Annotated in this window: 9 protein-coding genes; 3 read left to right on the forward strand and 6 right to left on the reverse strand. The window is 62.9% G+C overall.

Translation table 11 applies throughout. The features are described from left to right. Positions 1-15: 15 nt before the first annotated feature. From E3T38_RS10980 to E3T38_RS11000, 5 genes are all read right to left on the reverse strand, one after another. Positions 16-777 carry a type 1 glutamine amidotransferase gene (locus E3T38_RS10980; RefSeq protein WP_134548232.1) on the reverse strand — a complete coding sequence of 254 codons (762 nt, stop codon included), beginning with the start codon at positions 775-777 and terminating at the stop codon, positions 16-18. Then, positions 774-2,051 carry a Mur ligase family protein gene (locus tag E3T38_RS10985; RefSeq protein ID WP_134548233.1) on the reverse strand — a complete coding sequence of 426 codons (1,278 nt, stop codon included), beginning with the start codon at positions 2,049-2,051 and terminating at the stop codon, positions 774-776. Before E3T38_RS10985 ends, E3T38_RS10980 begins: the two co-directional genes overlap by 4 nt. Positions 2,052-2,094: 43 nt before the next feature. Next, entirely contained in the window at positions 2,095-3,384 is a 1,290-nt protein-coding gene (locus tag E3T38_RS10990) for an RNA polymerase sigma factor (RefSeq protein ID WP_134548234.1), read from the reverse strand. Between the two features lie 196 nt (positions 3,385-3,580). Beyond that, on the reverse strand, positions 3,581-4,912 hold the full coding sequence (locus tag E3T38_RS10995) for a nitrate/nitrite transporter (RefSeq protein ID WP_134548235.1): 1,332 nt from the start codon (positions 4,910-4,912) through the stop codon (positions 3,581-3,583). A gap of 69 nt (positions 4,913-4,981) precedes the next feature. Beyond that, on the reverse strand, positions 4,982-5,905 hold the full coding sequence (locus E3T38_RS11000; protein ID WP_134548236.1) for a proteasome assembly chaperone family protein: 924 nt from the start codon (positions 5,903-5,905) through the stop codon (positions 4,982-4,984). A 127-nt stretch (positions 5,906-6,032) separates the two neighbouring features. On the opposite strand from E3T38_RS11000, the gene E3T38_RS11005 reads away from it, so the two are divergent. The 3 genes from E3T38_RS11005 to E3T38_RS11015 all read left to right on the forward strand — a co-directional run bounded on the left by E3T38_RS11005 (position 6,033) and on the right by E3T38_RS11015 (position 10,470). After that, positions 6,033-7,526 (forward strand): leucyl aminopeptidase, encoded by a 1,494-nt coding sequence (locus E3T38_RS11005; protein ID WP_134548237.1) that lies wholly within the window; start codon positions 6,033-6,035, stop codon positions 7,524-7,526. A 99-nt stretch (positions 7,527-7,625) separates the two neighbouring features. Beyond that, positions 7,626-8,999 carry a dihydrolipoyl dehydrogenase gene (gene lpdA / locus E3T38_RS11010; protein WP_134548238.1) on the forward strand — a complete coding sequence of 458 codons (1,374 nt, stop codon included), beginning with the start codon at positions 7,626-7,628 and terminating at the stop codon, positions 8,997-8,999. A gap of 61 nt (positions 9,000-9,060) precedes the next feature. After that, entirely contained in the window at positions 9,061-10,470 is a 1,410-nt protein-coding gene (locus E3T38_RS11015; RefSeq protein ID WP_134548239.1) for a 2-oxo acid dehydrogenase subunit E2, read from the forward strand. A 45-nt stretch (positions 10,471-10,515) separates the two neighbouring features. Here the strand turns inward: E3T38_RS11015 and E3T38_RS11020 are convergent, their stop codons facing one another. After that, the gene (locus tag E3T38_RS11020; RefSeq protein ID WP_134548240.1) at positions 10,516-12,399 is read right to left on the reverse strand and encodes a protein kinase; all 1,884 of its coding nucleotides are present in this window, start codon (positions 12,397-12,399) and stop codon (positions 10,516-10,518) included. Positions 12,400-12,472: the final 73 nt, after the last annotated feature.

The following is a 12,472-nucleotide window of genomic DNA, read 5'->3' on the forward strand; positions in this document are numbered from 1 at the left end:
TTCGGGTGACTGCCGCTATTCGGGTGACTGTCCGAGGCGCACGGCCACTTGATTGCGTGCTGCCCGCGCGATTTCATCAACCGATTCTGACGTTGCCCCCCGTGAGTAAGGGAGTCCAAAGCGGTCGAAGGCCGCCTGTAAAAGGTGATCAGCCAAGGCCGGGTTACGCGCGAGCACCGGCCCGTGCAGGTGCGTACAGAACACCTCGCCCATGGTCAGTCCCTCAATCTGCGGCCCGTTCGCCCGGGGGTCCGAGTTGCCGGTGCCGTAGATAACCCGTCCGAGCGGACTGGCTTCGGCGCCGACATAGTCGCGGGCGTGATTTTCGAACCCGATCAGCCGCCCATACTTCGACGCGACGATGATGTCATCGGTCACGCGTGTAGCACGCGGCACGGCGTGGCCGGCCACGAGCCCGAGTCCCTCCAGCACGGTGCCATCCGCCCGGTCGATGCCCCAGCTCAGCAATTCCCAACCCGTTCCGACCGCTAGGATGGGCACGCCGGAGTTGGACCAGACGCGCAGTTCTTCCACGAGCGTGCGCAGAGCGTCCCTGACCGGCAGGAGGGCAGCATCCGTTCCTGAACCCACTGACACCGCGTCCACGTGTTCGGGCAGGTCAGCCCGAGAATGCACATCGACTACCAGCGCGTCGTGGCCGCTCCACCGAATGCGCTGCGCGAGCACTCTGGCGTTGCCAGCATCACCATTTGTGTCGAGCAGGCGCGGCAGCAGCGAGACGACCGTGAATGGCCGGTCAAGCGAAGTGGCGGTCATACCGGGTCCTCAGAGTTGGAGACGAGACCGAGGTGCGCACGAGTGCGTCGCATTCCGTCGGCGGAAAAGATAATGGTTTTCACCCCGGATACGGGATCGGGCAAGGACAGGAACGCGTCGAGGGCAGTCGGTACATCCGGCTCGATGCGGTCAACGACAACGTCGTCGTAGGCCAACTGCAGCGCGATCTCGTGCGCCTTGAGTCCTGAGGCAATGAGCACGTGGCCGAGCCCGGACGTGTGCACCGGCCAGAAATATGACGGATCCCGAACGTCCGAGCCAATGATCACCAGAATCTGCTCTGTGCCAGGTTCTAGACTGTCGAGGTTGAGCTGAAAGCTCGACGGGTTTTGGACGAGAACGAATTCGATGGTTTTGCCACCGACGGTTACCACTTCGCCACGACCGAAGACGGCCGGCATCGCCGACAACGCCGCACAGGCGACCGTCGGAACGAAACGTTCGCCGAGGGCCGCGCCAGCCGTGCTCAACGCGGTTAGCGCGTCAATGGCATAGTGGATGCCGCGGGCCGGCAAGCGGATGCTGTGGATGCCCGTAGCAAACTGCACGTCAGCGTCACGGCCGACCACACGGGTGAGCTGCAGCCCGGTTCCAGCCGGCAGGCGAGTCGGTGCGGTGTCGGCATAACCGAGTCCACGAGGGTGCTCAGCGAGAACTTCGCTCGTGACGCCGTAGCGGGACACCGCAACACCAGGTTCGAGCGCATTGCCGAGGTCAGCCAGGTACCGGTCATCTGCGTTGAGCACGACCGACTCCGTGGCCCGTGCTGCAATTTTCGCCAGCAGGGCAACGACCATTTCGGAATCGTGGAACCGATCAATCTGGTCGACCATGACGTTGGTCAGGGCAACGACTCGCGGAGTCAGTGACCCGGCGATGAACGCGCCGTGTCCTTCATCCATTTCAAGCACGGCGACATCGCCGGCGATCGTGCCAGCGAGACTGACCTGTTCCAAAAGCGCGCTGGTCAGACCCTGGCTGATATTGGCCGTCGACTGGTTGGTGAACACGGAGAGACCGTGGGCGCGAAGAATAGCGACGAGCATCTTGGTGGTCGTCGATTTACCGCTTGACCCGGTCACGATCACGAGCCCGAGCGGAAACCCGTTGAGCGTCGCAGCGAGAAAGCCCGGGGCGATGCGGTTGACGACGACTCCGGGAATGGCAGAGCCACCTCCCGGTTTGCGCCACCTTGCCAGCGTACGAACCGCCCGACCCACCAAAATGGCAGGGGCGTATCGAAGGGTACTCACGAACCGCACTGCATAGCCTGGGCGGGACCTGCCACTGTCACGTTTACTCGAGGTAGTCGCGCAGAGACTGCGACCGGGACGGGTGACGAAGCTTCGCCATCGTTTTCGACTCGATCTGGCGAATGCGCTCGCGCGTCACACCGAAGGTGTCGCCAATCTGGTCCAGAGTTTTCGGCATTCCGTCGCCGAGACCGAAGCGCATCCGAATTACCCCAGCTTCGCGCTCGGAGAGCGAGTCGAGGAGGCTCTCAAGCTGCTTTTGCAGCATCGTGAAACCCACGGCGTCCGCTGGGACAACGGCTTCAGTGTCTTCGATGAGGTCACCGAATTCGCTGTCACCGTCTTCACCGAGCGGGGTGTGGAGAGAAATCGGTTCACGTCCGTATTTTTGAACTTCGACGACCTTTTCGGGCGTCATATCGAGTTCGCGGCTGAGCTCTTCTGGAGTGGGCTCGCGACCGAGGTCCTGCAACATCTGGCGCTGGACGCGGGCGAGCTTGTTGATGACCTCGACCATGTGCACGGGGATTCGAATCGTGCGCGCCTGGTCGGCCATAGCCCGGGTGATGGCCTGACGAATCCACCAGGTGGCGTAGGTGCTGAACTTGAAGCCCTTGGTGTAGTCGAACTTCTCGACGGCACGAATGAGGCCGAGGTTGCCTTCCTGGATCAAGTCAAGGAATTGCATGCCGCGACCGGTGTAGCGCTTAGCGAGTGACACGACGAGGCGCAGGTTGGCGCCCAGAAGGTGGCTTTTGGCCCTGGCGCCGTCTTTAGCGACCCACTGCAGCTCGCGGCCCAGCGCATTCTTCTTCTCGACGTCGGTCATCTCCGACAGCTTGTCTTCGGCAAACAGGCCGGCTTCGATACGCATCGCCAGCTCGACCTCTTCGGCCGCGTTCAGCAGGGCGACCTTACCGATCTGCTTGAGGTAGTCCTTGACCGGGTCAGCCGTGGCGCCGGTGATGGCGCTGGAGTAAACCGGGACCTCGTCGTCGTCGTCGACAAGGGAGAGCACGAGAGCCCCACTGGGGAGCGGCTCAGTCGACGCCGAACGCTGGGTGCTGTCCTCTTCTGCCTCGTCGTCGTCCGCTTCTGAACCGCCGTCAACGTCGGCTTCGTCGTCTTTCTTGACGACCTTCGCCTTCGTCGCGCGCTTCTTTGGGGCAGGCTTCTCGGTAGCCAGGCCAGCAGCTGCAGACGTCTTCGTCGCGGCGGCTTCGGCAGCGGCGGCCTTTGCAGCGGCGGCCTTAGTAACGGTTTTCTTGACCGGCGGTACTACCGGAGTCGTGACAGACTCATCGGCTAGCTCAGTCTTGACAGTGGTTGCCATTCGAACACCTCTCATGCGGAGTCGTACCTGCTTCTCGGAACCAAAAGGTGCCAGAAGCGTTTTTGGGCAGAACTTGGACCCATGTCAAGTCCCGGGATACCCATACCGAAGTAACTTCGGAATGCCCCGGACCAGAACGGGTCCTAGAATCAAGTATTGCACGGTTTGTCTGGACGACAAGCCACGACACCTACTACTATTCTTTGCTACGCCGTTTCCACTCTCGTGAAAGTGCAACCCAGATAGGGGCCACTTCTATTCCTTCGTCACGGGAAAGCTGGCGTCTGGTACGCCGACGGGCATGCACCAGAAACCCGATGCCGAGTCCGACGACGAGGTACTGAACTGTGAAGGCCACGCGAAATGCGTCGAGCGCATACAGGTCACTCGCCGCTCCCCCGGCGATGCGCCATCCGTTTTGAAGGTCGAGAAGTAACCCGATCAGGTACATCATGACGAAGCTCGCGGTGAAGCCTCCGACGTTGACGACGCCGTTAGCCGAGCCCAGGCTTCGCTGTGGATTGAAGGTGCGCGCGAAGTCGAAGCCGATCAGCGATCCGGGCCCGCCGATTCCGAGCACGACAAGCAACAGCACTATCGTCCAGAGTGGTGGAACACCGGGCCAGAGCAACACGATCGCCCAAGCGATACCGATACCGGTCACGATGGCGAGCACAATGTTGCTGCGGCGCAGCGGGTGACGCGCCGTCAGCAGGCCTAGAATTGGTCCGAAAACCAGGCCTGCACCGACCAAAACGGTCAGCATGCCGGCCGCGAACGCCGGTTCGTAGCCGAGGGCGAAGACCATGAACGGATAGCCCCACAGCAGGCTGAACACGGTACCGGAAGACTGCGTAACGTAGTGGGACCAGAATCCGAGCTGGGTGCCCGGGCGACGAAAACTGTGCCGCAGCTGGGTCAGCGCCATTCCGAGGCTGTTGGCATGCACGTGTTCAGTGACGTCTCTGGGGCGGTCCTGCACGAAAATGACGACCACGATCAGGGCCACAACAGCCACAGAGGCCGCTGAAAGGAAGGCCGTTGTCCAGCCGCTCGTATGCAGTAACCACGCTAGGGGCACCGCGGAGAGCACCTGGCCGAGTTGGCCGATGTTGCCCGTCCACTGGGACAACAGGGGAACGATGGGACCGCTGAACCAAGAGCTGATGAGGCGGATCATCGAAATGAAAATGGTCGCATCACCGGCTCCAACGAGAATGCGGCCGATGACAGCGACTGAGATTTCCGGTGCCAGTGCCAGTGTGATCTGCCCGGTGACCATGAGCGCGGTTCCCGTGATCATGAGCACTCGCGGACCGTATCGGTCGATCAAGACCCCAACCGGAATCTGCGCGGCGGCGTAGACGATGAGTTGCACGACGGCCAGGCTCGAGAGAATCGCGGCCGATCCACCGAATTTTTCCGTGGCGGCCACCCCGGCGATCCCCATTGACGTGCGCTGAAGCACGGCCGATAGGTACGCGAACGACCCGATGATAAAAATCAGGGTGGATCGGCGAGAGTTCACTGAGGTCAGTCTATCGCGTTCGTCCTGAATGGCACTTCAAGCCGGTTCACCTGGGGCCGTGAGATGGTTTCAGTTGACAGGGCCGTCATCGCGGCTGCGGCGCAGGGCTAGGAAGTTCTCGAGTTCTGCAGCGATCTCATCGGCTGACGGCAGCTCGCCGTCTTCGTCGGTGAGTGGCGAACGCAGCGGGCTCCCTTCCATATAGGCGTCGTAGCGCTGCTCGAGGGTGCCCACAAGTTTGGCCAGCTCCGGATTGCCCTGCACCTGGTCGTCGATGCGAGCGACAAATTCTCTGTTTGCCTCGCGCAGGTGATCGGTGGGAAAGATCAAACCTGTCGACGCGCTGGTGCTTTCCAACGCGCTGAGGGCTGCGGCTGGAAACTCGGTATCACCCAGGTAATGCGGAATGAGTAATACGTAGCCGACCGTCGATGCGCCGCGTTCCTGCAAGCGCAACTCCACAAGATGTAGAACGTTGGCGGCTACCTGCGTGTGCGGTCGCCAGACGGATCGGTTTTCGATGAGGTCGGACCGATTACCGCTGACGGTCACACCGATCGGGCGGGTGTGCGGGACGGGCATCGGAATGGCGTGCACCCAGGTCGTCGAGGAAACAGTGAATCGGTCGACGAGCTGCAGCATGGCCGCAGTGAACTGCTCCCAGCGGAAGTCTGGTTCGAAGCCGGTCAAAAAAAGGAACGGCTGACCAATCTCGTCGCGGGCCAGGTACAGCTGGAGCGATGGTGGCTGGTAGTTCGTGAGGTGATCCTGATCGAAGTAGATGATCGGGCGTCGGGCCCGATAGTCGAGCAGGGTGTCGGTATCGAACGACGCCACGACGGTGTGATCCAGGGTGGTCAGCAAGTAGTCGGTGAATTGCGCTACCGCGCCACCGGCATCCGCGAAGCCGGTCAGTCCCATGACGAGGTGTAGTCCCTCCGGAACGCCATCGGCGTCGGCGGTGAGTTTGTATAGCTCCTCGGGGTCTGGCATTCCTTAACTCTAATCCGAGGCGCCCATTCGTGCAGTCTTTCGAAGCTTTCACCATCGTGCCGAGAGCGAACAACCGGGAGCGAACAACCGGGAGCGGGTGGCTGGGCCCCACGGATACCATCTTCATATGACTGTACCCACCCTGTCCCTGTCCACCGAGTCCGCATCGGGCTCCACCGCCGAGATCCTCATTCTTGCTTCGCTCCAAACGGATGACGGGGTGCGGTTGCTCGCGGATGTCACGCTCGGTGACGATCTGATCGCGTCAGTGACAGCTCAGTTACTGCTCCTGAATGCGACCGGCGCTCGTGACGAGGTGGTGCGCCTGGTGGTCATGGCCGGGGCGCCGCGCAGCATCGCCATCGTCGGACTGGGACGCCTGCTCAACACCGAGGCCCTTCGACACGCGGCTGGGTCTGCCGTACGTCAGCTGAGCGGTGCAGCCTCAGTGGCATTCTCACTTCCACTGGACGATGCCGACCAGGTCGAAGCTGTCCTTGAAGGCGCCGCCCTCGGCGGCTACGCCTACACGGCGTACCGGCACAGTTCGTTAGCCGCGACCAAACTGCCAGCCCGGAGTGTCGTCGTGCACAGTACGACCCCGGCATCATCCGCTCTGGAACGCGCCCGCGTCAGTGCCGAGGCGATTGCTCTGGTGAAGGACCTCGTTAATATGCCGCCGCTCGACCTGTACCCGGCCTCGCTCGCCGACCTGGCGGTCGACGCCGCACGTGGCCTGCCTCTCGACGTGACCGTCTGGGATGAGCATCAGCTCGCCGCCGACGGGTTCGGTGGCATTGCCGGTGTCGGTGCGGGTTCCACCCGCCCGCCGCGCCTGGTCAAGCTCAGCTATAGCCCGAACGGGGCAGGCAAACACCTCGCCCTCGTCGGCAAGGGCATCACGTTCGACACCGGCGGACTCTCGCTCAAGCCGCCGGCATCGATGGTGGGTATGAAGTACGACATGACGGGGGCCGCCACGGTCCTGGCGGTGATCGTAGCTGCAGCCCGGCTCCAGGTCCCAGTACGCATCACGGCGTGGATGTGCATCGCCGAAAACATGCCGTCGGGATCAGCCATCCGCCCCAACGACGTGCTGCGCATGCGCGGCGGACGTACCGTTGAGGTGCTCAACACTGATGCTGAAGGTCGCCTCGTGCTCGCAGACGGCCTCGTCGCCGCGGGTGAAGAACACCCCGACGCCATCATCGACGTCGCTACCCTGACCGGTGCTGCTGTCGTGGCCCTTGGCAACAGGTATTTCGGCGCGATGGGAGATGACACCCTCGTGCAGCACGTGCTCGCGGCCAGCGCCGCGACCGGTGAGACGGCCTGGCCTATGCCATTCCCAAACGAATTGCGCGCCACGCTCAATTCGGATGTCGCCGACATCGCAAATGCAAAAATTGGCAGCTCAGCCGGCGGGATGCTCCTCGCCGGGATATTTTTGCGGGAATTCATCGGAACAGATACGGCCGGCCAGACCATTCCGTGGGCTCACCTCGACATCGCAGGCCCGGCTCAGAATTCCGGATCAGGTTGGGGATTCACCGGTGTCGGACCAACCGGGGTGTCCGTTCGGGCGCTTCTTCGACTGGCCGAGGACTTTTCACGCCCGTAGTACAGTCGAAGGGGCAAGAAAAGCTTGTCAATCCACGCTGCCGATCTGCAAAATCTGTCGGCCGTCGTGATGGAGCGTAATGCGCGAGGGAGTAGCTGAGTGTCGGAACAGAATTTTGACATTGTCGTTCTCGGTGGCGGAAGCGGTGGATATGCAGCAGCGCTGCGTGCCGTGCAGCTGGGATTCACCGTTGGTCTGATCGAGAAAGGCAAGCTCGGCGGCACCTGCCTGCACGTCGGTTGCATTCCGACCAAGGCCCTCCTGCACTCAGCCGAGGTTGCTGACGTCAGCCGTGAAGCCGCCAAGTACGGCGTCAAGACCGCGTTCGAGGGTATTGATATGGCCGCCGTCAACGCGTTCCGTGAGGGCATTGTAGCGAGCAAGTACAAGGGACTCCAGGGCCTGGTCAAAGCGCGCGGGATCACCGTGATCGAGGGCGAAGGCCACCTGGTCTCTCCGACGACCGTTCAGGTTGGTGACGACCTGATCGTCGGCAAGAACGTGATCCTGGCCACTGGTTCCTACTCCCGCTCGCTGCCCGGGCTGGAGATCGGCGGCCGCGTCATCACGAGCGAGACCGCACTCGCCCTGGACTACGTTCCGAAGAAGGTCGCCGTGCTGGGCGGCGGCGTCATCGGCGTCGAATTCGCGAGCGTCTGGAAGTCCTTCGGTGCCGATGTCACGATCATCGAGGCCCTGCCTCACCTCGTGCCCAACGAGGAAGAGTCGATTTCCAAGCAACTCGAGCGCGCATTCCGCAAGCGCGGTATCGAGTATTCCCTCGGCATCCGCTTTCAGAGCGTCACCCAGTCTGACTCCGGCGTTGTCGTCACGCTCGAGAATGGCGCGACCGTTGAGGCCGACCTGCTGCTTGTTGCCGTCGGGCGCGGCCCGGTCACCGCTGGACTCGGCTTTGACGAAGTCGGCGTAACCATGGATCGCGGATTCGTCATCACCGACGAACGCCTCGCCACGAACATCCCCGGCGTCTACGCCGTGGGCGACATCGTTCCCGGCCTGCAGCTCGCGCACCGCGGTTTTCAACAGGGTATCTTTGTGGCCGAGGAGATTGCCGGACTCAACCCGATCCTCGTGGACGACCTGAATATCCCCAAGGTCACCTACTCGGATCCCGAAGTGGCCTCCGTCGGCTACAGCGAAGCCAAGGCCGCTGACAAATTCGGTGTCGACCAGGTCTCCACCTACGAATACAACCTCGGCGGAAACGGCAAGAGCTCCATTCTTGGTACCGCCGGTTCGGTCAAGCTGGTCCGAGTCAAGGACGGCCCCATCGTGGGCATTCACATGATCGGCGCCCGCGTCGGCGAACTCATCGGCGAAGGCCAGCTCGTGGTGAATTGGGAAGCGTTCCCGGAAGACATCGCACCGTTCCTGCATGCGCACCCGACCCAGAACGAAGCGCTGGGTGAGGCTTTCCTGGCTCTGGCCGGCAAACCGCTCCACGCGATGTAGTCGGTTCGCGCATTCTTATCCAATTTTCAGACAAGCAAACGGTTTTGAAGGAGACATACGCATGAGCGAATCCGTCAGCCTCCCGGCACTCGGAGAGAGTGTCACAGAGGGCACGGTCACCCGCTGGCTAAAGAACGTGGGCGACCGCGTGGAGGTCGACGAGCCATTGCTCGAGGTATCGACCGACAAGGTGGACACGGAAATCCCGTCCCCGGTCGCCGGCATTATCGAAGCCATTTTGGTGCAGGAGGACGAGACTGTCGAGGTCGGAACCCCGCTTGTCACGATCGGGGATGGCTCCGCACCAGCCGCTCCCATCGCGGAGGCACCGGCTGCGGAGGCACCGCCTGCTGAGGTACCGGCTGCTGAGGCACCGGAGCCCGTTGCGCCCGCTCCGGCACCCGTTACTGTTCCGGCACCGGTCGCTGCTCCAGTACCGGTCGCTGCTCCGGCACCCGTTACTGTTCCGGCACCGGTCGCTGCTCCGGCACCGGTCGCTGCTCCGGTACCGGTTGCTGCTCCGGCACCGGTCGCCGTTCAGGCGTCCGCTGCTGCTGCCCCTGCGGCTCGGGGCTCACACGCCGGAACCAGCGGTTACGTCACGCCGATCGTGCGCAAAATGGCGAACGAAGCCGGCGTTGACCTGTCGACGGTCAGTGGCACCGGCGTGGGCGGACGCATCCGAAAGGAAGACATCGTTCAGGCCGCTTCCGCAGTGAGCGCTGCTGTGGCCGCGCCTGCCATCGAGATCTCACCGCTTCGCGGAACGACCCAGCCGATGTCCCGCCTACGCAAGGTTGTCGCCGAGCGTGCCGTCATCTCGATGCAGTCATCCGCTCAGCTCACGACAGTGGTCGAAGTCGATGTCACCCGCGTAGCCCTGCTGCGCGATCGGGTCAAAGGAGCATTCGCCGAGAAGACCGGCAACAAGCTATCGTTCCTGCCGTTCTTCGCTCTGGCCGCCGCCGAGGCGCTTCGTGCCATCCCGATCGTGAACGCCACGATCGACGGTGACACGATCGTGTACCCGGCCCAGGAAAATATCAGCATCGCCGTGGATACCGAGCGTGGCCTCCTGACTCCGGTCGTGCGCAACGCCGGGGAACTTGACCTGGCCGGTTTTGCCGCCCAAATCGCGGACCTCGCCGCTCGCACGCGGGACAACAAGCTCAAGCCCGACGAACTGAGTGGTGGAACGTTCACGTTGACCAACACCGGTTCGCGCGGTGCCCTGTTCGACACGCCCGTCGTGTTCCTGCCGCAGAGCGCCATTCTCGGAACCGGAATCGTCTACAAGAAGCCGCTTGTTGTCACCAACGACGGCCTTGATTCGATCGCGATCCGATCGAGCGTGTACCTCGCCCTCTCTTACGACCACCGCATCATCGACGGTGCGGATGCAGCCAGCTTCCTCACCACGATGAAGACGCGGCTCGAGGCCGGTGCATTCGAGGGCGACCTCGGCATCTAACAACTCGAACTTTCAGCTCTGGACCACCTGCGGTTTTGGCGCAGTTCAGTAGTCGAAAATCTCCCGAAGACGCCAGCCGTCCTCGCCCTTGACCACAAGGACCGAGGCCGGCTGGCTTTTTTCTTGCCCGGGCACCGGGGTCAGCACGACGACGGCCAGGTCGCCGCTGCGTTCAGCCAGCGACGGCGAGTAGCTGGCATAGTCGGCGATTTCCCGGCCGGATAGACCCTGTTGCCGCTCACGGGCGTCGTAGCTATCTGACGCCAGCATGGCCGACCCGGTCTGGTCCACGTCGACCAGGCAGACCAGGGACGTGGTGGCCAGGCACGCCGCCCGACGCTCGAGCAGGGCCAGCACGGCCGCAATCGGGTCATCCCCCGCTATTGCCGCCTGGCTGGCGGAGCCCTCGGCATCCGCCGGTACGCCGGCCGTTGTTGTCGATAGTGTCGGCCTGTCGGCGACCCCTGGCGTGCCGTTGACCTGGGCAGCACCGTTTGTGCTCGCAGCCTCGGGTGGCCCGGTTTCACCGGCACGGCCCGAGACGGGGAACAGAGTCAGGGCGAGCATGAGAATGCTGGCGCCTCCGAAAACGGCCACCAGCAGGGGCCGATGGTGCCCGTGAAGACGTTTACGCAGTGCATGCCCTGCAGAGTTGAACGGATGCGCGTCGACCAGGGAGTCGACGATGCCCTCGAATACTCGACGGAGGCCCATCCGCCGCTGTACTGCACTGAACAGGGCGGTGCCCCGCCCGGAGAGACGGCGGAGAACAGTACCGCCACCGAGGGAGAAAAGACCGCGTGGCAGCCTGTCGTCGAAGCTCTCGCCGAGTTTCTCGCCGAGTTTCTCGCCGTGTTCCTCGCCGCGGTAACCTGCGGAATCCACGTCGTTGTCGAACTTGCCGCCCATTTTGTCGGCGCGGGTTTCATCGTGAGAATTGCTGTTGTCGAAAACCTCCGACCGGACCGGGTCAATTTGGAGAGCGGTGTGGCGAAGCTGAACCCCGTTGACCTGCCCGGCTTCCGTCTCGACGACGGCAGAATTCATCGTGACTGACTGTGCGTCCCGTCGGTCGTCGGTGTGAAAACCTCGAAGCGGTTCGGCGTCGGCCCAACCGAAAAGGTCGTACTCCAGTGTGCCGAGGATCGAACCGGCGTGTGCGGTGCCGGCTGCCCGATCTGCACCGTCTGGAGCCCCAGCGGAATGGACAATAGCCTGAAATCCACGCACCAGTGCGGCACCACTCTCGTGGTGCGGGTCCGTTCTATCGACCGACTCGAAGACGGCCATCATGACAATTCCCAAGCGTTCGTAATCGACTCGCAGCCGCCGCATTCGCTCCCGAGGCGCGTCGGTGAGGTTTGAAACAGCACCAAAACCGGTCAGCACCGCCCGGCCATTCGCATCGAGCAGAACCGTCGACTGGCTGACGCTCCCGTGCGCGAACCCGGCCGCGTGCATGGCGCTTAGAGCTAAAGTGATCGGTGCCACCAGGGTCACGACCTCGCCCGGCGACAGAGACGGGTGTTCGACCAGATATTTGGCGAGGGACCCACCCGGGAGCCGTTCCAGAATCAGACAGATGCGGCCATCGCGCACTTGCGCGACGTCAAGCAGACGCACGAGTCCCGGCGCGGCGGCCGATGTCAGCACGGCGATGTCGAGTTCGACGCTTGCCGATTCGGTGGCGGCATGGAAGACCTTGAGAGCAACAACGCTCCCGGAACCGGAATGTCCCAGGTACACCACGGCGCGGTCTCCAGCGCCCAACAGACGTATCACACGGTGTCCGGCAACGACACTCTCCGTGTGCACCGTTGCCACAGCACTCGGATCATCGTCGGCGTCACGGTGGGCCGCCTGCTGAGCTGAGTCCTGCCATTGTTTCATGTCGACCGTTGCCGGGGGCTGTTCAGCGCGTCGTCTCACGGGGTCATGTTCTCCTGCACTACCGGCTGACCGCCGCGCATACCCCTCATCCGTGCAGGGCGGGCGATCCGGG

It is taken from the genome of Cryobacterium sp. Hb1 (genome assembly GCF_004403585.1).
Classification (GTDB): domain Bacteria; phylum Actinomycetota; class Actinomycetes; order Actinomycetales; family Microbacteriaceae; genus Cryobacterium; species Cryobacterium lyxosi.